General features: G+C 57.9%; 18 protein-coding genes. 11 read left to right on the forward strand and 7 right to left on the reverse strand.

The window, feature by feature from the left end; genetic code table 11:
- The first annotated feature begins 78 nt into the window (after positions 1–78).
- Positions 79–579 (forward strand): hypothetical protein, encoded by a 501-nt coding sequence (locus tag ACW5XC_RS07235; protein ID WP_005360277.1) that lies wholly within the window; start codon positions 79–81, stop codon positions 577–579.
- 78 nt (positions 580–657) lie between these two features.
- Here the strand turns inward: ACW5XC_RS07235 and ACW5XC_RS07240 are convergent, their stop codons facing one another.
- Complete coding sequence (locus ACW5XC_RS07240) at positions 658–2,367, reverse strand: glycoside hydrolase family 36 protein (RefSeq protein ID WP_042053793.1); 1,710 nt, start codon at positions 2,365–2,367, stop codon at positions 658–660.
- Positions 2,368–2,531: 164 nt separating this feature from the next.
- Between ACW5XC_RS07240 and ACW5XC_RS07245 the strand changes: the two genes are divergently transcribed.
- From ACW5XC_RS07245 to cdd, 3 genes are all read left to right on the forward strand, one after another.
- A complete protein-coding gene (locus ACW5XC_RS07245; RefSeq protein ID WP_005333279.1) occupies positions 2,532–2,888 on the forward strand; it encodes a CidA/LrgA family protein in 357 nt (118 codons plus the stop codon).
- Positions 2,885–3,571: an LrgB family protein gene (locus ACW5XC_RS07250; protein WP_042053795.1), complete on the forward strand. Its 687-nt coding sequence runs from the start codon at positions 2,885–2,887 to the stop codon at positions 3,569–3,571. Before ACW5XC_RS07245 ends, ACW5XC_RS07250 begins: the two co-directional genes overlap by 4 nt.
- Before the next feature lie 185 nt (positions 3,572–3,756).
- Complete coding sequence (gene cdd / locus ACW5XC_RS07255) at positions 3,757–4,641, forward strand: cytidine deaminase (RefSeq protein WP_005333283.1); 885 nt, start codon at positions 3,757–3,759, stop codon at positions 4,639–4,641.
- Positions 4,642–4,775: 134 nt separating this feature from the next.
- Here the strand turns inward: cdd and ACW5XC_RS07260 are convergent, their stop codons facing one another.
- Complete coding sequence (locus ACW5XC_RS07260; protein WP_042053797.1) at positions 4,776–6,161, reverse strand: tryptophanase; 1,386 nt, start codon at positions 6,159–6,161, stop codon at positions 4,776–4,778.
- 460 nt (positions 6,162–6,621) lie between these two features.
- Here ACW5XC_RS07260 and ACW5XC_RS07265 point away from each other — a divergent pair, with 460 nt between their 5' ends.
- From ACW5XC_RS07265 to asd, 4 genes are all read left to right on the forward strand, one after another.
- The gene (locus ACW5XC_RS07265; protein ID WP_074042620.1) at positions 6,622–6,786 is read left to right on the forward strand and encodes a DUF2256 domain-containing protein; all 165 of its coding nucleotides are present in this window, start codon (positions 6,622–6,624) and stop codon (positions 6,784–6,786) included.
- Positions 6,786–8,306 carry a cryptochrome/photolyase family protein gene (locus ACW5XC_RS07270; RefSeq protein ID WP_042053799.1) on the forward strand — a complete coding sequence of 507 codons (1,521 nt, stop codon included), beginning with the start codon at positions 6,786–6,788 and terminating at the stop codon, positions 8,304–8,306. The genes ACW5XC_RS07265 and ACW5XC_RS07270 overlap by 1 nt, the downstream gene beginning before the upstream one ends.
- A 157-nt stretch (positions 8,307–8,463) precedes the next feature.
- Entirely contained in the window at positions 8,464–9,771 is a 1,308-nt protein-coding gene (locus tag ACW5XC_RS07275) for a D-amino acid dehydrogenase (protein ID WP_408649418.1), read from the forward strand.
- Between the two features lie 361 nt (positions 9,772–10,132).
- Positions 10,133–11,245 carry an aspartate-semialdehyde dehydrogenase gene (asd, locus tag ACW5XC_RS07280; protein ID WP_005345266.1) on the forward strand — a complete coding sequence of 371 codons (1,113 nt, stop codon included), beginning with the start codon at positions 10,133–10,135 and terminating at the stop codon, positions 11,243–11,245.
- 101 nt (positions 11,246–11,346) lie between these two features.
- Here the strand turns inward: asd and fdhD are convergent, their stop codons facing one another.
- The 5 genes from fdhD to ACW5XC_RS07305 all read right to left on the reverse strand — a co-directional run bounded on the left by fdhD (position 11,347) and on the right by ACW5XC_RS07305 (position 18,063).
- On the reverse strand, positions 11,347–12,231 hold the full coding sequence (gene fdhD / locus ACW5XC_RS07285; RefSeq protein WP_236727566.1) for a formate dehydrogenase accessory sulfurtransferase FdhD: 885 nt from the start codon (positions 12,229–12,231) through the stop codon (positions 11,347–11,349).
- Positions 12,228–14,360, reverse strand: coding sequence for a sigma 54-interacting transcriptional regulator (locus ACW5XC_RS07290; protein ID WP_042053803.1), 2,133 nt, complete (start codon positions 14,358–14,360; stop codon positions 12,228–12,230). The genes fdhD and ACW5XC_RS07290 overlap by 4 nt, the downstream gene beginning before the upstream one ends.
- Positions 14,361–14,776: 416 nt before the next feature.
- Entirely contained in the window at positions 14,777–15,019 is a 243-nt protein-coding gene (locus ACW5XC_RS07295) for a hypothetical protein (RefSeq protein ID WP_235657002.1), read from the reverse strand.
- Between the two features lie 253 nt (positions 15,020–15,272).
- Positions 15,273–17,417, reverse strand: a complete 2,145-nt coding sequence (gene fdhF, locus ACW5XC_RS07300; protein WP_080771385.1) for a formate dehydrogenase subunit alpha — start codon at positions 17,415–17,417, stop codon at positions 15,273–15,275.
- 46 nt (positions 17,418–17,463) lie between these two features.
- The gene (locus ACW5XC_RS07305) at positions 17,464–18,063 is read right to left on the reverse strand and encodes a 4Fe-4S dicluster domain-containing protein (protein ID WP_042053804.1); all 600 of its coding nucleotides are present in this window, start codon (positions 18,061–18,063) and stop codon (positions 17,464–17,466) included.
- A 325-nt stretch (positions 18,064–18,388) separates the two neighbouring features.
- Here ACW5XC_RS07305 and ACW5XC_RS07310 point away from each other — a divergent pair, with 325 nt between their 5' ends.
- From ACW5XC_RS07310 to kup, 3 genes are all read left to right on the forward strand, one after another.
- On the forward strand, positions 18,389–19,426 hold the full coding sequence (locus ACW5XC_RS07310) for a bacteriophage abortive infection AbiH family protein (protein ID WP_202904093.1): 1,038 nt from the start codon (positions 18,389–18,391) through the stop codon (positions 19,424–19,426).
- 138 nt (positions 19,427–19,564) lie between these two features.
- On the forward strand, positions 19,565–20,422 hold the full coding sequence (locus ACW5XC_RS07315; protein WP_143182529.1) for a hypothetical protein: 858 nt from the start codon (positions 19,565–19,567) through the stop codon (positions 20,420–20,422).
- Between the two features lie 516 nt (positions 20,423–20,938).
- Positions 20,939–22,807 carry a low affinity potassium transporter Kup gene (gene kup, locus ACW5XC_RS07320; RefSeq protein WP_024944982.1) on the forward strand — a complete coding sequence of 623 codons (1,869 nt, stop codon included), beginning with the start codon at positions 20,939–20,941 and terminating at the stop codon, positions 22,805–22,807.
- Positions 22,808–23,444: the final 637 nt, after the last annotated feature.

Here is a 23,444-nt window from a genome sequence, read left to right on the forward strand (position 1 = left end):
AAACCAATATCTTGCAACATCCTGAGCGGATGTCTCCCAAGCAAGAGATCTTTTTGGCCGAACGGAAGCCATTTGCTGATGCCTCGTCACCACGCACTGCTCGGATTACTGGCCCTGCTGCCGCTGGCAGCCAACGCCGCATACCGGTTCGATGTGCCGGATTATCTTGCTCGCCTGCCCGAACAGACCTATCGCATCGTAGAACAGAACTTCAACACCCTTTATCAGCAGACTGATTTCACTCCCCTGATCACCAACAGCTACTTCAACGGCTCCCATCTCTACAAGTTTGTCGGGGTACCGCTGGCCATCAGCGCCCAGTCAGGTTTCCAGCTGGAGGTGTTTGGTCAGGTCTATAACCGCGCTTCGCAAGCCTATATGCACCTGAGCGAGGACATGTCCCTCTATCGGGTGATGCGAGTCGATCTGATGGGGAACCCCAATGATCAACTGGCCATCGGTTTTGGTCTGGGGGTGCCCATCACCCCGTTGCTGACCCTCAAGGCGATCGCCTCCGGCAGTGATATCCCGGGCTATGGTTCCGCCAAATACGCCGTCGGTTTTGAGTGGCGTTACTGAAAAACGTGGCTGATAACCGCTGATTGAAACAATTCAGGCTCCGTGATGGAGCCTGAATTGTTTATGGTGACGCTGTGATCAGGTGTAGTGGATCACCCGCCCCTCGCCCCCTTGCAGGGTCACGGTTGTGCCGACTGCCTGCCCCTGCCAAAAATCGCTTCCCCCTTCCGGCAGCAGAAACTCCTGTGGTTGCCCCTCCCAGTTGAACAAGCAGAGCAGGGTGCCCCCCTCAGGCAGGCTCACTTCGCCGCAGGCAAAATCCATCGACTCGAAGCGGGCAGAGGGTGCCCGGGCCGCACAAAGCGCCAGCAGCTTGCGCAGGTGCGCCGCCTGCTCCTCATCGAGATCCTGCAGCCGATCACCGGCCAGCATCATGCCGCCACTTGCCACCAGCGCTGCCAGATGGAAACTGTAATCCGCCTGGCTTGCCTGCTGGCTCGGTAGATCCCGCAGGCAAATGCAGTCGGGGTCGAGGGCCCAGAGCTTGTCATTTTGCCAGGCGCGGCAGAAGGCTTCACGGGCAATTTGGCGGTAGCGGTGGCCATTGCGCTCCACGTCATCGCTCACCCGCATGCCGTGCACCAGCCCAAGGCTTGGCCAGATGGGGGCGTTGCAACCGAGCAGGAAAGCGCCTTCACCAGCACCACGCAGGATGGCGGCCATGCCGCGCCGATAGGCTTCAACCCGGGTGGCGGCCGGATCATGGAAACGGCCACCATGGATGGCGCCCCAGAAGTTGGCATCGAGCTTGAAGTAGTGGATGCCCCACTGCTCACGCAAAGTACGGAACACCCGCTCGAGGTGCGCCTGCACCTCGGGGTGGGTGCCGTCCAGCACATACCAGGGAGTACAACGCCAACCGCCATAGGTGACCCGCTCGGAGGGGAGCGGCAGGCCGTCATCCCCCTTCACAAACCAGTCGGGATGCTCCTGAAACACCTGTGAACCGGGCTCTGCAATAAAGGGCGCGACCCAGAGGGCTGGCTCGCAGCCAGCCTGTTTGATCTCGGCAGCCAGTGAGGCTACACCTTGCTCGAACTTGGCCGACGGGGTAAGCCAGTCGCCCATTTTGGCCTGATAGCCGTCGTCGATCTGCACATAGCGCAGGGCCGGGAAGCGCTCGGCACGCACCTGCAGGTTCTCGCGAATATCGGCAGCGCTCACCTCGGCGTAGTAGTGATACCAGGAGCACCAGCCGCTCGGGCGCTCACTCACCTTGCCGATCAGAGAGCCATGTTCGGCCTCGATCAGCCGTGCCAGCTCAGCCAGCAGATCCTCGCGCTCCGCCCCTTCGAGGCAGATCAGCGCCTCGCTCTGCCAATGCTCACCAGCCGCAAGTTTTCGCCCTTCGCAGTTCATCAGGATCTGCAAGCAACCATCGGGATAGAGGCGAAACTCCCCGCCAAAACGGTGGCAGCTGGCAAAGGCGAGCAGCAGCCACCCCTTGCCATGCTCCACCAGCAACAGGTTGTGGATGGTGTGGTAGCCATTGTCATCGGTGATGCGATAGACGCTGGCATCGGGGCAACGGCCGACATGTTGCGGTGATTGCCAGCACCCCATGGTCTGGGCCAGCATTTGGAATCCTTCGCCATAGATGGCGCTCTCCACCGGCAGGCCAAGCTTGCCGTCAAACAGCACCCAGCGGTCAACCGGAGTGGCATCAGCGCCAGTGTTGTCGAGTCGCACCCGACACAGGGGCCCTTCCCACTGACGGGTTTGAAGCAGATGGGGTGGCAACGCATTATCATTCGCCAGCTGGCGAACTCGGGACAAGAGGGATGTCATCACTACTCCTTGTAGTTCGAAAAGGGTTCTATCAGACAATGTTCAACAGATAATCTGCATACAAATCAGCTTCAAACGAACTGATTTCAGTTGTTATTGTTTTAATGCCGCGACCCGGCCTCTCTGGTAAACTGCGATTTTTCTTCCCAGTCGATGAGGTTCACGTGATCGCGCAACGCGCCTTGCTGTACTTTCGTGACTTTATGGTCATCGTCGCCTGCCTGCTGGCAGGCAAATCCGTGGCAGCCATCCTGCCTTTCGCCTTTCCCGGCAGCATCATCGGCATGCTGTTGCTGTTTGTGCTGCTCTCCCTGCAACTGATCAAGCTGCATTGGGTCGAGCTGGGGGCAGGCTTGCTGCTGCGCCACATGGGCGTGCTGTTCGTGCCGGTTGCAGTCGGACTGGTGGCCTGGCTTGAGCCCCTGCGCCAATCCTTCGGCGTCATCATGCTCTGCATCGTGCTCGGGATCGTGCTGATCCTCGCCACCGTCGGTCGGCTCTACCAGAGGATGAACAAATGATCTTCTGGCTAGCCATTCCCCTGACCCTGGCGCTCTATTTCGCCACCCGCACCCTCTATCGCCGTCTGCCCTGGCCCATCATCAACCCAGTGCTGGTGCCGACCGGGGTGATCATCGGCCTGCTACTCTGGTTCAACCTGCCCCTTGAGCAGTACGAACGCGGCAGCAGCCCCATTACCATGCTGCTGGAGCCCGCCGTGGTGGCGCTGGCGCTGCCGCTCTATCAACAGGCGCGCCAGATCCAGGCCAAGCTCAAGCCCATCCTAATCTGTACCCTCGCCTCCGTCTTGATCTCGGTGTGCACAACCCTGCTGATCGGTCATTTTATGGGCACAGATCCGGCGCTGCTCGCCTCATTGGCGACCAAATCGATCACCACCCCGCTCGCCATGAGCGTCAGCCAGTCCATCGGCGGCATTCCCGCCATCGCGGCCGCCGTGGTGGTGGTGGTGGGGATTGTCGGTGCCCTGATCGGCTACCCGCTGCTCAAACTGCTGAAAGTGACCGACCCGGAAGCTCAAGGGCTCGCGATGGGGGCCTGTGCCCACGCCATCGGCACCGCCACCTCCGCCGAGAAGGGGATCACCCAGGGGGCCTTTGCATCGCTCGCCATGGTGGTGTGCGGCATTCTCACCGCTGCCGTCGCTCCCCTCCTCTTTGCCATCTATCACTGGCTCACCTGACCGATGATTAGCCACCCCGACAGCTCTGCAGCGCTGTCGGGGTGCGACCTGCCGCACAATTTGCACAAGACAAACGTTTCCATTACCATCCCCATCCGTTTGCCCGTCAGGGCGTGAGCCTGCTCACACATTTACCCGAGCTTGCTCCCTACAATGGCCGCCCAATTGGCCTTTGAGGACACACTATGCATCCCCGTTTTGCCAAGCCATTCGATACCCTCTCTGCCCCGCTCAAAGCAGCCGTGCAGCCCATGCTGGATAGTGCCGACTTCAACGCCCGCTTCACGCCGGAGCAAGTCGCCACCCTGAAAGCCGCCACAGGTCTCGATGATCGCGCCCTGCGCCTCGCCCTGTTGCCGCTGGCTGCCGCCTGCTCGGTAGCCCCCATCTCCAAGTTTTATGTCGGTGCCATCGCCTGTGGCCTGAGCGGCACCTGGTACTTCGGCGCCAATATGGAGTTCGCGGGCCAGGGTCTGTTCCACTCGGTGCACGCCGAGCAGTCCGCCATCTCCAACGCCTGGCTGGGTGGCGAGACCGGGATCAGCGAAATCACCGTCAACTACACCCCTTGCGGCCACTGCCGTCAGTTCATGAACGAGCTGAGCACCGCCAAGATCCTGAAAGTCTCTCTGCCCGATGACCTGAGCGCCCTGCAATCCTTCCTGCCCCACTCGTTTGGCCCGGCGGATCTCGACATCACAGATGCGCTGATGAGCCCGCAGGATCACGCAGAGCTTGAGCTTCAAAGCGAAGACCCGCTGTGGCAAGCCGCGCTGGCCGCCGCCCGTCAAAGCTACGCCCCCTATAGCCAGGGCTATGCCGCGGTGGCGCTGCAGTTTGCCGATGGTCGCATCTTCTCGGGCCGCTACGCCGAGAACGCCGCCTTCAACCCCAGCCTGCCGCCGATGCAGATGGCCTGCGCCCATGCGGTGCTTAATGGCGAAGATCTCGCCACCATCCGCCGCGCCGTGCTGCTGGAGAACAAAAACGGCCAGATCAGCCAGCGTGACTCCGCCCAGTCCACCCTCAAGGCACTGGGCTCCGTCGAGCTGGAGTATCAGGCGGTCTGACCCCAGCTTTGCGTCGATAAACGAAAGCCCCCGCACCTTGGTGCGGGGGCTTTTTTACTTGGCCGTTTAACCGGGAGCGACCGGTGATCTGCACGGTTTGGCGCGGTTGATCACCCCGTCTAACCGGTTGCTGATCAGACCGGTTTCAGCCGCGCGGTGAAGTGGCGCAGCAGCGGCGGCTCGTAGTCAAAGGTGAGCCCGCGAATGTCGCTGGCCCGCGCTTTCACCGCGATCAGGCAGTCGGCCACATAGTCCATGTGATCCCGGGTATAGACCCGGCGCGGAATGGTGAGACGCAGCAACTCAAAGTCCGCCGCCTCCTGCTTGCCAGTGGCGGGATCGCGCCCCAGCAACAGGGAGCCAATCTCCACCCCGCGCACGCCCCCTTCCAGATAGAGCTCGCAGGCGAGCGCATGGGCGGGGAACTGCTCGGCCGGAATATGGGGCAGCAGCTTTTTGGCATCCACAAACACCGCATGGCCGCCAGTGGGGGTCTGGATGGGGATGCCCGCCTCGGCCAGCCGCTCACCCAGATAGGCCACCTGACTGATGCGATAGGTGAGATACTCCTCATCCATCCCCTCGCGCAGGCCGATGGCGAGCGCCGCCATATCCCGCCCGGCGAGGCCGCCATAGGTGACAAACCCCTCCATCGCCACGCAGCGCACCTGCACCGCACGGAACAGGTCGAGATCCTCTTTAAAACAACACAACCCGCCGATATTGACCAACCCGTCCTTCTTGGCCGACATGGTGAAGATGTCCCCAAGTGCGAACATCTGGCGCACTATCTCCTTGATGCTGCACTTGGCATAGGCCGGATCCCGCTCCTTGATAAACCAGGCGTTTTCGGCAAAGCGGGCGGCATCGATCACCACCGGAATATGGTAGCGACGGGCCAGCGCCGAGACCGCCTCCATATTGGCCATGGAGACCGGCTGACCACCGGCGCTGTTGCAGGTCACCGTGATGATGATGCCGGCCACGTTGTCGGCCCCCAGGGTCTCGATGGTGTCACTCAGGCGAGGGAGATCAAAATCCCCTTTCCAGGCGTAGGGGGCCGTGGTGTCGAGGGCCTTCGGGGTGAGCAGGTTGATGGCCCGCGCGCCAGCCAACTCCACATGGGCCTTGGTGGTGTCGAAGTGGTAGTTGGAGATAAAGACAGGAGCCTTGCCCTTGCAGCGCTTGACCAGCTCGGGGAAGAGGATCTGCTCGGCCCCGCGCCCCTGATGGGTGGGCATCACATGCTGGTAGCCAAAAATCTCGCGCACCGTGCGCTCCAGCTCGACGAAGTTGCGGCTGCCCGCATAGGCCTCATCCCCCATCATGATGCCGGCCCACTGGCGATCGGACATGGCACCTGTGCCACTGTCGGTCAGCAGATCGATATAGACATCTTCAGCCAGCAGCAGGAAGGGGTTCCAGCCAGCGGTCTCGAGGGCGACACGGCGCTCGGCGCCAGTGGTCTGTTTGATGGGCTCGACCATCTTGATACGAAACGGCTCGGGTATACGACGCATAAAAGACTCCTCACCGGCGCGGGGCCAGTGTGTATGAAATCGGGATTGGCAAAGAGGCCGGCGCGATCAGGGTCGTCCGGCTGACAAATTCAAACGGCGGGTGCCGCCAATCAGCGGTGAGGAAAATCGAAGGTGAGAATGGGATCCCGGGTATACCAGTGGGCGAGCAGGCAAGCTGCCCGGGGCGTAGCTGTCATGATTGGCATCACTCCCCTCCATATCGGTTGTAGACAGTCGGTGGCCAACAAGATCCATTGATGGGTGCTGCCAGCGGGCAGCTTCGCCACGTTAACGGCTGGTTAATTGGCAAACAAGGGGCGCACCGACGGGCTGTGCGCCCGCTCACAAAGTGCGCATCTGAGCGGCAAACTGGCAGCGAGGTTGATCCGCCCGCGCTCCCGCTTCGTTATTCTCCCTACCCACACGCCACATCCCCCATCAGTCAAGGCCGGAAGCCATCATGCATCGCAAACCCCATCTGCCCGAGAAGATCTGCCCCGTCTGCCAGCGCCCTTTCAGCTGGCGGCGCAAGTGGGCGCGCAGTTGGGAGGAGGTTCGCTACTGCAGCGAGCGCTGTCGCCACGCTCGTCTCCGTAGCCATCAACATAATGAGGAGCCAGCCTGATGGAGCTGCGCCTTGTTCTCGGTGATCAGCTGAACACCGCTCACAGCTGGTTTCGCACCCCGGATCCGGCAATCTGCTATCTGATGGCGGAGCTGCGTCAGGAGACCGACTACTGCCACCACCATCGCCAGAAGGTGCTGGCCTTCTTTGCCGCCATGCGCGCCTTCGCGGCAGCCCTCACCCAAGCGGGCCACCGCGTCTGTTACCTGACTCTTGATGAGAGTGCCCGCTGGCCCGACTTGCCCGGCTTGCTGGAGGCTCAGCTCGAAGCACATCAGGCCAGCAGCTTTGCCTGGCAGAGCCCGGACGAGTGGCGCCTTGCCAGCCAGTTGAAAAGCTGGGCGGCGGGCCTTGCCATCCCTGCCACCGAGGTGGAGAGCGAACATTTTCTCACCCCCCGCGATGGCTGGCAGCGCTATCCCCACAGCCGGATGGAGTTCTTCTACCGCGCCTTGCGTAAGCAATACCGAGTGCTGCTCGATGAGCGCGGCCAACCCCTTGGCGGGCGCTGGAACTTTGATGACGAGAATCGCGCCAAGCTGCCGGCGAGCCAGCCCATCCCGGCGCCCCTCACCTTTGCCAACGAGGTGATCGAGATTGATGCCATGCTGACCCGCCACGGGGTCAGCACCATCGGCGAGGCAGATGCAAGCAGGCTGCCCTGGCCCATCACAAGGCGCCAGAGTCGCGAGCTGCTGGCCCATTTTCTCACCCACTGCCTGCCTCACTTTGGCCGCTATCAGGATGCCCTGAGCGAGCGGGGCTGGAGTCTGTTTCACAGCCGCCTGTCGTTTTCCCTCAACAGCAAGATGCTTCATCCGCTTGAAGTGATCCGCGCAGCCGAAGCCCACTGGCAGGCCAATCAGGCCACCATCACGCTGGCGCAGGTGGAGGGGTTTATTCGCCAGATCCTCGGCTGGCGCGAGTTTGTCCGTGCCCTCTACTGGGACAAGATGCCCGACTATCAGCGCACCAATTTTCTGGGGGCCAAGCGGCCGCTGCCCGGTTTTTTCTGGAGCGGCGAAACCAGGATGGCCTGCGTGCGCCATGCCATAAAGCAATCCCTTGAGCACGGCTACGCCCACCATATCCAGCGGCTGATGGTGACCGGCAACTTTGCCCTGCTGGCGGGGATTGATCCTGACGAGGTAGATCAGTGGTATCTCGGTATCTATGTGGATGCCATCGAGTGGGTCGAGCTGCCCAACACCCGCGGCATGAGCCAGTTTGCCGATGGCGGCCTGATGGGCAGCAAGCCCTACGCCAGCAGCGGCGCCTATCTCGAGCGAATGGGCCACTACTGCAAGGGGTGCCACTATCAGGTCAAAGCACGCCACGGCGACGGAAGTTGCCCCTTCAACAGCCTCTACTGGCACTTTCTCTGGCGCAATCGGGACAAACTGGGCGGCAATCCCCGCCTCGCCCTCCCCTATGCCAACTGGGATGGCCAAGCCGCAGCGCAGCAGCAAGCCATTCTGGCAACGGCGGAGCACTACCAGATCAAGCTGGAGCAGTTGTAAGCGGGCCATGTCCCCTGGCACATTCACACTGACAACAGCGCAGCGATTTACGCTGGCAATCAGGCGCGTCATCGCACCAAACACCAGCCTGTGACCGGCAAGCAGACGGAGATCCCAATCCTGCGCAGAGCAGTTGAATATCCTGTGGCGGCTGATTATGGTGGTGGCCACATCAGGAGATCAGTCAAGGAAAGACGATATGGAGATAGTGGTTCTCGGTGGCGGCGTGATAGGGGTAACCAGCGCCTGGTATCTGGCCAAAGCGGGTCACAAGGTGACCCTGCTGGAGCGACAGGGGGGCGTCGCCCTTGAAACCAGCCATGCCAACGCCGGGCAGATATCCCCGGGTTATGCGGCCCCCTGGGCGGCCCCCGGCATTCCCCTCAAGGCCGCCAAGTGGATGCTGCAAAAGCATGCCCCCTTCACCGTGCGCCCCACCGCCGACCCCTTCCAGCTTCGCTGGATGCTCAGAATGCTCGCCAACTGCACTCCGACCGCCTATGCCACCAACAAGGGGCGCATGGTGCGTCTGGCCGAATACAGCCGCGACTGCATGAAGCTGCTGCGCGACGAGCTGAACATCGATTACGAAGGGCGCCAACTCGGCACCCTGCAGCTGTTTCGCAGCCAATCCCAGCTCGATGCCAGTCAGCGCGACATCGAGGTGCTGGAGGAGTATGGCGTCCCCTACCAGTCGCTGGATGCCAGCGGCTGCGAAGCGGCAGAGCCTGCGCTGACGCGGGTGCGCGGCAAAATCGTCGGCGGCTTGCGTCTGCCCGGCGACGAGACCGGCGACTGCTTCCGCTTCACCAAGGCCCTTGCCCTTGAAGCCGAGAAGCTCGGGGTCAAGTTTGTCTTCAACTGCGATATCGACGAGATTGAGCAAGCACGCGGCCGCGCCGTGGCGGTGCGGGCGGGCGAGCAGCGCTATCGCGCCGATGCCATCGTCTGCGCGCTCGGCAGTTATGCCACCGGTTTTCTACGGCCGCTGCTGCGCCCGCTCGGGCTGGAGCTGCCGGTCTATCCGGTCAAGGGCTACTCCCTCACCCTGCCGATGATCAACGCCGAGGCCGCACCGCGCAGTACCGTGCTCGACGAGACCTACAAGGTGGCCATCACCCGTTTTGACGAGCGGATCCGGGTCGGCGGCATGGCGGAGCTGTCGGGCTACAACCTCGCCTTGAATCCGAGACGCCACGACACTCTGGCGATGGTAGTGGGGGATCTTTTCCCCGAGGGGGGCGATATCAGCCAAGCCGAGTTTTGGACCGGCCTGCGTCCCATGACGCCGGACGGCACCCCGCTGGTGGGGCCAAGCCCCATTCCCGGCCTCTGGCTCAATACCGGCCACGGCACCCTGGGCTGGACCATGGCGGCCGGTTCGGGTCAGCTATTGTGCGATCTGATCAGCGGCAGCGAGCCCGCCATCAGCGATGAGGGGCTCACTCTGGCCCGTTACGGCTAAGCGCCCAAGCTGTCGGGCTGTTTCACTCGCCAACTACGCCCCCAGACAACAGCAGAGAACGTCCTCAACCGCTTTATTGACAGGCCACCGCCATAAACGGTGGCCTTTTCGTCTGATGTTGACCTTCTCCCTCCCCGTCTACCTGAGCGGTGCTCTGGCTGCCGGTTAATGCAGCAAACGGCACAGAATATTGCGCAATTCGACTTGCGCAAGCCGTCACAATCCGTAATGTGGATAGACGCATTTTTCGCAGCGCATATTTTTTATATGGCCTGTAAACCGCTTGTAAACAGGCGTCGCCAGACAAGGGGTTACGGGTGTCATCGCGAGTTTCTTTAGCAGCAATCCAGGGTAGGACAATATGAAAAAAGTAGGTTTGGTCGGTTGGCGTGGCATGGTGGGATCGGTTCTGATGAGCCGGATGCAGGAAGAGCAGGATTTCGCCCATATTCAACCCACATTCTTCACCACCTCCCAGGCCGGTGAGGCGGCTCCCAACTTCGGCGTCGATGCCGGTACTCTGCAAGACGCCTTCGATATCGAAGCGCTGGCCAAGCAGGATATCATCATCACCGCGCAAGGCGGCGACTACACCAAGGATGTCTATCCGCGCCTGAAAGCCGCTGGCTGGCAGGGTTACTGGATTGACGCTGCCTCCTCCCTGCGGATGGAGAAAGACGCCGTCATCATTCTGGATCCGGTCAACGGCGATGTGATTGAACAGGCCCTGAACGATGGCATCAAGACCTTCGTTGGCGGCAACTGCACCGTCAGCCTGATGCTGCTGGCCCTAGGCGGCCTGTTCAAGGCCGATCTGGTGGAGTGGGTGAGTGTGGCCACCTATCAGGCGGCATCCGGTGGCGGTGCCCGCCATATGCGCGAGCTGGTCACCCAGATGGGGATGCTGCGCGACGAAGTGGCGGTTGAGCTGGCCGATCCTGCCTCCGCCATCCTCGACATCGAGCGCAAGATCACTGAAAAGACCCGCTCCGGCACCCTGCCGGTGGACAACTTCGGCGTGCCGCTGGCCGGTGGCCTTATCCCCTGGATCGACACCAAGCTCGACAACGGCCAGAGCCGTGAAGAGTGGAAGGGTCAGGCTGAGACCAACAAGATTTTGGGTATCGAGAACGCCGTCATTCCGGTGGATGGTCTCTGTGTGCGGATCGGCGCCCTGCGCTGCCACAGTCAGGCCTTTACCATCAAGCTGAAAAAGGATGTGCCGCTGGCGGAGATCGAAGCGCTGCTGGCTGCCCACAACGACTGGGTAAAAGTGATCCCCAATGATCGCGATATCACAGCCCGCGAGCTGACCCCGGCTGCCGTTACCGGCACCCTCAGCATTCCGGTGGGTCGTCTGCGCAAACTCAATATGGGCCCTGAGTATCTGGCCGCCTTTACCGTGGGTGACCAGCTGCTGTGGGGCGCCGCCGAGCCGCTGCGCCGCATGCTGCGTATCCTGCTGGCGCGCTAATCCGCCACAGAAACAGATACAAAAAGGGCGGGGAGTCACACTCCCCGCCCTTTTTTATTGGCTGTTTTCGTTACCCGTTTAGCGGGTTCACGGCCTTGCCATTACTTGAGCAGGATACGCTGGCACCCGCTGTAGATCTCGGCCCGCCCGGGGCGGCAAAAGCCCACCAGCGTCAGCCCGGTCTGCTCGGCACGCTCGACCGCAAGCTCGGTGGCGGCCGAGATGGCGAGCAAGATCTCCACCCCGGCGCTGGCGCACTTTTGCACCATCTCGAAGCTGGCGCGGCTGGTCACCAGAATGGCACCATCACGGCGACCCGTGCGGCACAGATGGCCCACCAGCTTATCCAGCGCAATATGGCGCCCCACATCCTCGCGGATGGCGAGAATATTGCCCTCCCCGTCCAGATGCACCGCCGCATGGGTGGCGCCGGTGCGCTGACCCAGCAGCTGGAGCGGGCGCAGCGCGCTCAATACCTTGTCGATATGGCCCACCGCCAGGCGCTGACTATCGGGCAAGCTTGGCTGGTTGCGGATCACCTGCTCCAGACTCTCGCTGCCGCAGATGCCGCAACCGGTGCGCCCCGCCAGGGTGCGCCGCTTCTCTTTAAGGCGATGGACGCAGCGGTTGGCCAGGGTGATATGCAGCTCAATCCCCTGACAGCCATCGATCTGCTCGATGTCGTGGATATCGAGCAGACTGTCGATGATCCCCTCGGATAGCGAAAACCCGATGGCGAAATCCTCCAGATCGGAGGCCGAGCACATCATCACGCTGTGGGCGATGCCGTTGTAGACCAGCGCCACCGGCGTCTCGGAGGGGAGCGCCATTTCGCTGTCGCAGGTCAGTGTATCGGCGCGGTAGTGCACCACCTCGCGGTGGATAGCGCAGCGGGCCAGCTCGTTCTGTTCTCTCTGCTCGCACTGTTCGTTCTGTTTTTGCTCGCTCCGCTCACTCCGCACCTCAAGCTCAATTACCTCTCTCATGGTGCAACCCCGTCAATGATCTCGGGATCTCTGGCTGAGATGCCGAGCCGCTTCATTTTCGAAAGCAAGGTGGTGCGCTTCATGCCAAGGCGGTTGGCCGCCCCCCGCTCGCCAGCGACGATGCCGTTGCAGTCACGCAGGGCAGCGATGATCGCCTCACGCTCATCAATCGGCCCCTCCTCGGTAAAGAGCGGCGTGGCGGGTTCGTCATAAACCAGGGTCTCAATCTTGTGGTAGCCCTTGAGGGGCATCAGCTCATCAGGCGAGAGGTTGAGCACATGGCCGCGGGTCATCACCACGGCGCGCTCGATGACGTTCTCCAGCTCGCGGATATTGCCGTACCAGGGGAGTGACACCAGCATTTTCATGGCATCGGCGGGGATAGAGGTGATGGTGCGGCGCATCCGCTTGGCGATCTTCTTGATAAAAAAATTGACCAGCAGCGGAATATCCTCGCGCCGCTCGCGCAGGGGCGGCAGCTCGATGGGAAAGACGTTGAGGCGGTAGTAGAGATCGCTTCTGAAACGCTTGTTCTTGACCATGGAGAGCAGATCGCAGTTGGTGGCGGCCACCAGCCGCACATCCACTGCGATGGGGTTGCTGTTCCCCACCCGCTCCAGCTCGTGCTCCTGCAATACCCGCAAGAGTTTGGGCTGCAAGTCCAGCGGCATATCCCCCACCTCGTCGAGGAACAGGGTGCCCTTGTGGGCCCGCTCGAAACGGCCGATGCGCTGGGTCAGGGCGCCGGTAAAGGCCCCCTTCTCGTGGCCAAACAGATCGCTCTCGATAAGGCCGGTCGGGATGGCGGCGCAGTTCACCTTCACCATCTCGTGGTCGTGGCGGGCACTCAGGGCGTGAATGGCCTGGGCGATCAGCTCCTTGCCGGTACCGGTCTCGCCGAGGATCAGCACAGTGCTGTCGCTCTCGGCCACCAGCCGCACCTTCTCCAGCACGCTCTCCATCACCGCGCTCTGGTAGATGATGTGGGGAAACTCCCCCTGCATCTGCGGCTCGTTGATGCGAATGGTCTTCTCTTTGGCACCGTTGGTGTTGGAGATCTCCTGCTGCGCCTGCACGTTGTTCATGGCAATGGCGGTGCGCGCCGCCACTTGCTCCAGCAATGAGATATCGATATCGGCAAAGAAGTCGGCGTTGGGGTGCGAGAGGATCAACACCCCCAGCAGGTTGCCCCGATAACGCAGCGGCAAAATGCAGGAGCTGTCGGCCTCGGGGGGCAGGATCTGGGAGGTAAACCGACAGCGATTGCTGCAGCCGTGGCCGTGTTCGCGATAGACGAAAAACGGCTCGCTGTGGCCAAGGGCCCCCTGCAGGCACTTCTTTTCAAAACAGGAGTGATCGATGATGCCCGGCTGCTCGCTCTGGTGCTGATTGACCAGATAGCTCTTGAAGCTGTCGGAGGTGGCGTTGTACTCCGCCAGACACAAGCTGCTGATGCCGAAGTGGTGATGCAGGATGGTAAACAGGCTCTTGGGCAGCTCGGCGATGCGCACCAGTTTGATCACTGCATTGGTCACATCCACCAGAATTTTGCAGCTGTCGCGCTCAAGACGCAGGGAGTTGGCCTGCTCCAGGGTGCGCTCCTTGTCGAGCACGTTCTCCAGCGCAATGGCGATAATGGCCGCCAGCTGGGTCAGTTTGGCCAGGGTCTCCATGGTGAAGCTGTCGAGCTGGGTGTTGATAAACTCGACCCCGCCAAGGTGGCTGCGGGCGGTGGTGATGGGGAGCTGGCAGTAGGAGCGCAGCCCCCCGTAGACCCCTTCGCGATCCAGCGCCGGGCAGCGATTCTCAAAGCGGGCGGCAGCGAGAATGATGGCCTGTTCCGGGGTCTCTTTGGTCGGACGGGGGGAGAGGTGCAGCTCTGCCTTGGGGCAGACCAGATGCTTTGGGCCGGAATGTCCCATGAAATAGAAGATGGCCTCCTCGTCCGCCCCCATGTTGAGGATCAGGTTGACCCGGGTCACGCCGCCGAAGCTGGCATCTATCTTGTTGAGTTTGTGGATAAAATCATCGAGCGTCACGGCCGACAGGAGGGATTTGGAGAGCAGGAGGAAACCGTCGTCCCAGATGGGAGAGATCTCGTCCAGGGGGATGGCACTCACATTTAGCATTGCGGCCTCACGTTATATCGATTTAGTCACCAGTCAGGCTGTCCATGCCATCGCATCACGACAAGCACTCGTCACCAAAATAAATAGCCGCAGCCCGTAAAAGCGGCTGCCAATAAGAAAAGCGGTGACGAAAATTGTCGCATGTTGCAATTCCAGAGTTGTTATTAACGAACGACAACAAAAAGTAACATCGTTATCGGGGGATATATTGGAATGGCGACTCATCATAGATGAGCTCAAATTTCATTACAATCCGATTTAATATATCTGATGGCCATATTTAACCGGTTATTTCATCAGTTCTTGATCTCAATTAAGGCGTCCGAAAAGTGGGCCGCCGTCAACTGTCAGATCTGCCTCTCCTCTTCGCTGACTACGGGTTTCAAGATGGCGTTTGCTGCTCATAAATCGGTAATTTATGAGGTGATGATCCGGCTGTGGCAGCACTTCAGACCACCGAAGATAAAGAGGGCCGACAAGCTCTGGAAGGCCATCAGCAGCCAGCTGGCGTTGTCGGCAAGCTCGGCGGTGACGCTCTGGTGAGTGAGGTAGATCAGCAGGGTGATCACCCCCAGCAGCAGGCCGTTGATCAAGGTGGTGGAGATAAACCCGATCAGCCAGGCACTGGAAATACTCAAGGCAGAAAATACGCTGTTCATGGCAAGCCTTGCTGCCATAAAACAGCCGAAAAAACCGAAGCCGAGCAGAAATATCATCTCGTCGCGCCAAATATAGCAACCTATTCCCAGCAATATCGCCGCCAGATAGGTGCCAATATAGAAAATTCCGAATAAGCGACCAATTTCATGTTGCATCATTTATCCCCTGTTTTTGGGTAATAAAAGGGTGCCCGACTCGATAAATCCGAGTCGGGTTCCCTTATTTGTGCAGAACGTCCTTTTTTAGGGCGGGTCAGCCTTTGGCTGCGCTGCGCAATTTCGCCTTGAGCGCGCTGTATTCAGTCTGGACGTACACTTCCGCCTCAGGCTGATTGTCGATGCGCTCTATCTTCACCGCGCAGTACTTGTACTCCGGCGTGTGGGAGACGGGATCGACGTGCTCGATGGTGAGCTCGTTGCAGGCCCCGATCCACCACTGGTAAGTCATGTAGACCACCCCGGCGTTGACCCGGTCGTTGTAGTTGGCGCGGGTGATCACCTTGCCACGGCGCGACGAGATCCAGACCAGCGCCTGATCCTTCACCCCGAGCTTTTTGGCATCGCTCGGGTGGATCTGCACATAGCCGGGCTCATCGGCCAGGGTTTGCAGCGCCGAGCAGTTGCCGGTCATGGATCGGCAGGAGTAGTGACCCACCTCGCGCACGGTGGAGAGCACCAGCGGGTACTCCGCACAGGGCTGCTCCAGCGGCGGCCGCCACTCGGAGGCGATCAGCTGACCCTTGCCGCTCGGGGTGGTGAACACATTCCCCTCGAACAGAGTGCTGGTACCCGGGTGATCCTCGGTCGGGCAAGGCCACTGCACGCTCTTGAGATCGGCCATCTTGTCGTAGCTGACCCCGGCATAGAGCGGGCAGAGCGCACGCATCTCATCCCAGATCTCTTCGGTGTTGTGGTACTCCATGGGGTAACCCATGGCTGTCGCCATCAACGAGAAGATGGCCCAGTCCGGCTTCACGTTCTCAGGGGGCGTCACCGCCTTGTAGAAGCGCTGGAAGCCGCGATCCGCCGAGCTGTAGACCCCTTCGTGCTCGCCCCAGCTGGTGGCGGGCAGAATGACATCCGCCATCTCGGCGGTCTGGGTCATGAAGATATCCTGCACGATCACCAGCTCCATCCCCGCCAGAGTGCGGCGGAACTGACCGAGATCTGCCTCGGTCTGGGCCGGATCTTCACCGAAGATGTAGAAGGCCTTGCACTTGCCCTCCTCCACCTTATGGCCAAGCTCCGTCAGGCGATAGCCGGGTTTCTGGGAGAGCGACGCCACGCCCCACGCCTTGGCAAACTTGGCGCTGATGGCAGGATCGGCCACCGACTGATAACCCGGGAACTGGTGCGGCAGCATCCCCATGTCACAGGTGCCCTGCACGTTGTTCTGACCGCGTACCGGCCCGCAACCGGTGCCGCGGCGACCGAAGTTGCCGGTCAGCAGCGCCAGACCCGCGAGCCCCTTGACCACGTCCACCGCCTGACCGTACTGGGTCACCCCCATGCCCCACAGGATCATGGACGCAGGCGACTCGGCATAGGTGCGAATGGCGGCGCGGATATCGGCGGCTTTGAGGCCAGTGATCCCCTCCACATATTCCGGGGTGTACTTGGCTACCGTCGCCTTGAAGGTCTCGAACCCTTCGGTGTAGTTGGCGACAAAGGCCTTGTTGTAGAGCCCTTCATTGATCAACACGTTGGCGAAGGCGTTAACCAGCGCCATGTTGGAACCGTTTTTGAGCGGCAGCCACTGATCGGCGATACGGGCGGTCTCCACCATGCGGGGATCACACACAATCACCTTGGCCCCGTTTGCCTTCGCCTTGAGGATATGGCGAGCGACGATGGGGTGAGAGTCAGCAGCGTTGTAACCAAACACCAGCAGGCACTTGGTCTCTTGAATTTCGGGAATGGCGTTGCTCATGGCGCCGTTGCCTACAGTTGTCTCCAGACCGGAGACTGAGGGTGCGTGTCACACCCTCGCGCAGTGGTCGACGTTGTTCGTCCCAATCACCGCACGGGCAAATTTTTGCATCACATAGTTGGCTTCATTGCCGGGGCCACGGGCAGAGCCGGTGGTCATGATGGCGTCCGGGCCATATTTCGCCTTGATGGCAGAGAGACGGCTGCTGGCAAACTCGATGGCTTCGTCCCAGGAGACTGCTTCGAACTTGCCACCGCGCTCGCGGCGGATCATCGGGCTCTTGAGACGGGGGGTCAGCAGGTTGGTGTCGTTCAAGAAATCCCAACCGTAATAGCCCTTGAGGCAGAGCTGCCCCTCGTTGGTCCGGCCGTTGGCGCCTTCGGCCCCCACCACCTTGTCGTTTTCAACCAGCAGGTTGATTTTGCAACCGGTGCCGCAATAGGGGCACACGGTAATGACTTTTTTCATGACTCACACTCTTGTTTGTTAACGAAAAACGGCTCGGCAAGCCCGCTCACACCCGCGTCGGCATCGCCAGCAGTGCCTCGGCACTGGCCAGCTGCTTCTGCCGATTCAGGGTTTCAAGATGCTCCGGCGTGACCAGCCGCAGCGCCTGGGTCGGACACACCTCGACACAGGCCGGGCCCGCCTCGCGGTGACGGCAGAGATCGCACTTGAGCGCCTGCGCCTTGGTCTGCGGACGCTTGAAGAGCGAATCTGCAGCCGGGGGCACCTCTTTGAGCACCACCGCCATGGCGCCGTAAGGACAGGCCACCACGCAGGACTTGCAGCCGATGCAGCGCTCCTGCAACACCTTGACGCAACCATCCTCGCTGACGATGGCATTGTTCGGGCAGGCCATGGCGCACGGCTTGTCTTCACACTGGCGGCAGAGCACCGGCGTGGTCACCTTGCTGCCCACGATCACCTTCAGGCGCGGCTGAAAGTAGCTGTCCCTGGAGACCAGATGTCCATCCTCGATGGCAAGATGCAGGCCGCCCTCCCGCTCAAGGGTCCCGCTGCAAGACCCTGACTGGTGTGAAACGGCGCAGGCCACCTCACAGGTACGACACCCAATACAGAGACTGGGATCTGCAATCACGAAGCTGTTCATAGAGAGGGATCCTAAATGGTTCGTTACACCGGGCCGCCCGCCGACAGGCAAAGAGGCGGCCAGCCCCCCACAAAGCATTTATCAGACCAAAACGGGCCAAAGGTGCGATAAAAATTCACAAGCCACTGAAAATAAAGAAGTAATTAGAAAACGTAGTGTGCTGTTTATCACCGCTGACGAGGGTGACGACGGGATGGGAAGTGTGATCGACACGACAAAAGTGACGAGCTCGACACCGGCTGACAAAGGCCATCACCCTGCCCTTTCAGCTCAAGCGAACAAACAACATCCAATCAATGACTAATTTATTGATCTCGGACAGATTATGCGCCGATTGCCCTTTTTACCCTCTACCCAATTGGATAGCATGCTTCAGTTGGCAACCAGCGCTGTTGAGACCTTCTCCATGCAGATAAATAAGTATGGTTTAAGTATTTTTGCCAAAAATATAGCGAGCAAATTATTTCAAATATTATCTAAGCTACGGAATAATTATCATATGAAAACACTTTATATAATTGGCAATGGGTTTGACCTATGGCATGAATTACCTACAGGCTATAACGACTTTTATGATTTTGCAAAAGATTTCCTCGATGAAATAGAAGAGTACTATTCATTTGATTTACGTTATCACCAGCCTTGGCATGATTTTGAAAATGCGCTTGGTAATTTTGATGCAGAGAATTTCTTGTCGATTCACAATGAGGTCGATGTTAATTCAGAGGATTTTAGACCACGAGATATTTATGGTCTAGAGGATGAGCTTACTGAGCAAACAAAAATTCACGTTTCTAATATCGAAGAAGCATTTACTGACTGGGTTAATAGTATTGATGTAACTGACACAGAACAAAAAATTATTTTCAATACTAATTCAACATTTATTAACTTCAATTACACCTCAACACTTCAATCTGTCTACAACATTGAAGATGATCATGTTCTGCATATTCATGGAAGTGCAGCCAGACACAATGCACTGATTTTTGGCCATGGTGAGAATATTACAGAGCCATCAGAATTTGATAAGGACGGAGAATATAGTGGTCATATGTTTTCAGAAGCAGAAAGTATTGCCAGATATCCTCTGTACGCCCTACGAAAACCTGTTGAAGCAGTATTGGAGAAAAATGAGGAATACTTTTGTAACCTAAATGATATTAACGATGTGGTGATTATCGGCCATTCATTAAATAATATTGATTTGCCATACTTTCAGCGTATCAAGAATCAGGTTGGTGATGTTATGTGGAAAGTTTATTGCTACCACGTATCAGATAAAGAAAAACATATACAAAGTCTCCTGAAGTGTGGTGTTAGCCGAGGAAAAATTGAAATCATCACTTATGATGAACTCTGATATTCCACAGTAACCCCAAAACAATTTAACCTCACAAGCTTGATGACCCAAAATATATTTTAATTTAAATATTTACGGTTGTATTTCTTGCACGATTGGTTCTGTTAACTGTTTTTCTAAAAGCGTTAGGAGTGTGAGTTGAAATTTGAATCAGAGGAAAATGCACAGTTATATGCCCTCAAAGCAACATCAAAGCACGCAACTGAAAATGACTTGCTAAAACGCATTGAGGATTACAAACGTTATCAGGATGCGTATGCTAATGATCAAGAGAAAAAGCAATATTGGCATGAACGAGCAAAAGCCACCAAAAGCTACTTGAATAGTGAATATTACAAGTCAGGGAGATATCACATAGGGATTGATGAGCTAATATTAGACATCATTGAGATTCGCGCGATCATATTTTCTTTTCAGACAGTTAAAACTAATTGCAATCCTTTTGAAACTTATATGTTTCATTCTCAATGGTTATCTGGATGCACTTATAAAATATTCGCATCATACGGAAAACTATTGAGCGGACATAAAGACGACCATTCATTGAAGAATGTTTGGAATAACGTCAGTCATTATATTAAAGATTCTAGCCTTACCTCTATAGAAGAGGTTGACAAACTATCTTCGTTCATAAACGGGATCAATAACAACACATCCAATCCCATGAGATATAGAAACAAAGTCATTGCTCATAATGAACAATTACCAAAAGTTCAGTGGACAGACTTAGATTATGAGCTAAAAGGTTTATGTCGCATATGGTCATTAATCACAATGTGGTGCTCAACAGGTATTATTGCCCCTTTTTATGACAATAAAACCGCTTTTTCAGGCTTAGAATCTGTTGTGAGCTCACTTGAGTTGTCTGAGTTAAAAAATGCTAGGCAAGAATATATTGATAACGTGAGAAGGTGGTGTAAGGCAAGTATTACAACAAACATATCTGATAACAATAACTCTCCTTTTGCTGAGATCTCATTTGGATTTAACGTGTAACTTTCGGTATAAATTAAGGGGGGATATATTTAGAATCGTAGTACGTTGGGTGCAATAAGCGCAGCGCATTGCACCCTACCTTTTTCCCCTTCCAAATAAAGACTCCATTGCCCCCCCCTCCCCTTTGCCATCCTGCCAGCATTTAATTAGTGATTACTTTATCGTCTATTTATTATCCATTTTGGTAAAAGAGAGTAGCCAAACCACTTCGCTAGATAAAACAAACAGTTGCCTGCATTATCGCGGCCTATTTCAATCGCCGGATAATTAATTCTCTTACTCAAATTGAACTTTTGATTATTTATAACTGAGCATAGTCCCGCAGAGTGTGTGTCATTATAAGCTTAATGACAGATGAACAGACTGTGTTCCATGACAAGCAGATCACTATTCCGTTAGCGCCCTTTCCCATCGCAATCCATTAATTCTCTCCCGATTAAATATCACGATTTTCCTGATAGGTCGGGCTGCTGTGCGTTGGCAAACGTGTAAACATCAAACTGACAAGATGAACTCATGAACTGTGATAAACAACAAGCCATGTCCGGCGTTATGCTGGCGGCGATTGGCGTAGTCTATGGCGATATCGGCACCAGCCCGCTCTATACCTTGCGCGAGTGCCTGTCAGGTCAATTCGGGTTCGGCGTCGAGCCGGCCTCCATTCTCGGCTTTCTCTCGCTGATCTTCTGGCTGCTGATCCTGGTGGTGTCGGTCAAGTACCTCTCCTTTGTGATGCGGGCCGACAACGCCGGCGAGGGTGGCATTCTCACCCTGATGTCGCTGGCGACCCGCAACGCCTCCACCCGCTGGACGCCGCTGCTGATCATCCTCGGCCTGATTGGCGGCAGCTTCTTCTATGGCGAGGTGGTGATCACCCCGGCGATGTCGGTGATGTCGGCCATCGAGGGTCTGAGCATTCTCACCCCCGCCCTCGACCCCTATATCGTCACCCTCTCGGTGCTGGTGCTGACCCTGCTGTTCGCCATCCAGAAACATGGCACCGCCATGGTGGGCAAGCTGTTTGCCCCCATCATGCTGATCTGGTTTATGACGCTGGCAGTGCTGGGGCTGCGCGGCATCATCCACAACCCCGAGGTGCTGGGTGCGCTCAACCCCATCTGGGCGGTGCGTTTCTTTATCCAGTACCAGACCACCTCCTTCTTTGCCCTCGGCGCCGTGGTGCTGGCCATCACCGGGGTGGAGGCGCTCTACGCGGATATGGGCCACTTTGGCAAGAATCCCATTCGCCTCGCCTGGTTTATCGTGGTGCTGCCCTCGCTGGTGCTCAACTACTTCGGTCAGGGTGCGCTGCTGCTGAGTAACCCGGCGGCCATTGCCAACCCCTTCTTCCTGCTCGCGCCGAAATGGGCGCTGGTACCGCTGCTGCTGCTGGCAACCATGGCGACGGTGATCGCCTCGCAGGCGGTGATCTCCGGGGTCTTTTCGCTGACCCGGCAGGCGGTGCGGCTCGGTTATCTCTCCCCCATTCGCATCGTTCATACCTCCGAGCAGGAGTCCGGCCAGATCTATATTCCGGTCATCAACTGGATGCTCTATATCTCGGTGGTGATCGTCATCATGAGCTTCGAGCACTCCAGCAATCTGGCGGCGGCCTACGGCATCGCCGTGACCGGCACCATGGTGCTTACCTCCATCCTCTCCTGCTCGGTGGCCAAGAACAGCTGGCACTGGAACAAGTATCTGGTGGCCATCCTGTTTGCCGCGCTGCTCTGTATCGACGTGCCGCTGTTTGCCGCCAACCTCGCCAAAATCTTCTCCGGCGGCTGGCTGCCGCTCACCCTGGGCGCGGTGATGTTCACCGTGATGACCAGCTGGAAGAGCGAGCGTTTCCAGCTTATTCGTCGCCTGAACGAGCACGGCAACTCCCTTGAGCCGATGATCGCCTCGCTGGAAAAATCCCCGCCGACCCGGGTGGCCGGCACTGCGGTCTATATGTCGCGGGTGGTCAATGTGATCCCCCATGCGCTCCTGCACAACCTCAAGCACAACAAGGTACTGCACGAGCGGATCATCCTGCTCACCCTGCGGGTGGAGGATGTGCCCTACGTCCACAATGTGCGCCGAGTCTGCATCGAGCAGCTCTCCCCCACCTTCTGGCGGGTGGTGGCAAGCTACGGCTGGCGCGAAACCCCGAACGTGGAGGAGATCTTCCACCGCTGCAACGCCGAGGGGCTGAGCTGCCGGATGATGGAGACCTCGTTCTTTATGGCCCACGAGTCGCTGATCATGAAAGACCGCCCCTGGTATCTCTATCTGCGCGGCAAGCTCTTTATGCTGCTGCAGCGCAACGCCCTGCGTGCCCCGGATCAGTTCGAGATCCCGCCCAACCGGGTCATCGAGCTGGGTTCGCAGGTGGATATCTGATGGCGGGTTGATGGCCTTTTGATGGCATAGAAAACGTCAGTAAATAGATAGGGAGGCATTGGCCTCCCTCTTCTTTTCCGTTAACCCCAATGACCGACCCCCTCATCCCCAGCCCTTCTCCCGCGAGGGGAGAAGGGGGCAAACCACGGCGACCATATGCTGCAAACGGTGCAATTCACTGCGTTCATTGCCCCCTGCTCCCGGTATGCTGCCGATATATTTGCGTTATCGTGCGTCCGATTACGCTTCGCTAATCGAACCTACGGTTTCAAAACAGGCGGCCTCTATCCGAACAGACCACCGCCGTAGGGTGCAACAAGCGCAGCGCCGTGCACCGCGACCATATGGCTGACTTTCCCCCTCATCCCCAAGCCCTTCTCCCGCAAGGGGAGAAGGGAGCAAACCACTGCGACCATATGCTGCCAACGGTGCAATTCACTGCGTTCTTTGCACCCTACCCATGCTGCGTTTTCCATGGTGACGAACCCTCCCGATGGCTTCGTCACAAGTGACGAACGTCACAGTTCGACAGCCACATCAGCACGTTCACCCAACCACGCGAAATTTTTATTCATTTAAAAACAGAAACTTAAAACCAATTTCACTGCAAAAACCAATCTGGCCCGTATCTTGCCAA

Source organism: Aeromonas sp. 25-AL00135, assembly GCF_054052385.1.

What these genes read in the sequence shown, in the direction of transcription:
- ACW5XC_RS07250 (WP_042053795.1), top strand. Translation starts at nt 2,885, where the DNA reads ATGATCTTCTGGCTAGCCATTCCCCTGACCCTGGCGCTCTATTTCGCC.
- ACW5XC_RS07305 (WP_042053804.1), bottom strand. Translation starts at nt 18,063, where the DNA reads ATGAACAGCTTCGTGATTGCAGATCCCAGTCTCTGTATTGGGTGTCGT.
- ACW5XC_RS07295 (WP_235657002.1), bottom strand. Translation starts at nt 15,019, where the DNA reads ATGAACAGCGTATTTTCTGCCTTGAGTATTTCCAGTGCCTGGCTGATC.
- ACW5XC_RS07260 (WP_042053797.1), bottom strand. Translation starts at nt 6,161, where the DNA reads ATGCGTCGTATACCCGAGCCGTTTCGTATCAAGATGGTCGAGCCCATC.
- asd (WP_005345266.1), top strand. Translation starts at nt 10,133, where the DNA reads ATGAAAAAAGTAGGTTTGGTCGGTTGGCGTGGCATGGTGGGATCGGTT.
- kup (WP_024944982.1), top strand. Translation starts at nt 20,939, where the DNA reads ATGAACTGTGATAAACAACAAGCCATGTCCGGCGTTATGCTGGCGGCG.
- cdd (WP_005333283.1), top strand. Translation starts at nt 3,757, where the DNA reads ATGCATCCCCGTTTTGCCAAGCCATTCGATACCCTCTCTGCCCCGCTC.
- ACW5XC_RS07240 (WP_042053793.1), bottom strand. Translation starts at nt 2,367, where the DNA reads ATGACATCCCTCTTGTCCCGAGTTCGCCAGCTGGCGAATGATAATGCG.
- fdhD (WP_236727566.1), bottom strand. Translation starts at nt 12,231, where the DNA reads ATGAGAGAGGTAATTGAGCTTGAGGTGCGGAGTGAGCGGAGCGAGCAA.
- ACW5XC_RS07270 (WP_042053799.1), top strand. Translation starts at nt 6,786, where the DNA reads ATGGAGCTGCGCCTTGTTCTCGGTGATCAGCTGAACACCGCTCACAGC.
- ACW5XC_RS07235 (WP_005360277.1), top strand. Translation starts at nt 79, where the DNA reads ATGCCTCGTCACCACGCACTGCTCGGATTACTGGCCCTGCTGCCGCTG.
- ACW5XC_RS07310 (WP_202904093.1), top strand. Translation starts at nt 18,389, where the DNA reads ATGCGCCGATTGCCCTTTTTACCCTCTACCCAATTGGATAGCATGCTT.
- ACW5XC_RS07290 (WP_042053803.1), bottom strand. Translation starts at nt 14,360, where the DNA reads ATGCTAAATGTGAGTGCCATCCCCCTGGACGAGATCTCTCCCATCTGG.
- ACW5XC_RS07275 (WP_408649418.1), top strand. Translation starts at nt 8,464, where the DNA reads ATGGTGGTGGCCACATCAGGAGATCAGTCAAGGAAAGACGATATGGAG.
- ACW5XC_RS07265 (WP_074042620.1), top strand. Translation starts at nt 6,622, where the DNA reads ATGCATCGCAAACCCCATCTGCCCGAGAAGATCTGCCCCGTCTGCCAG.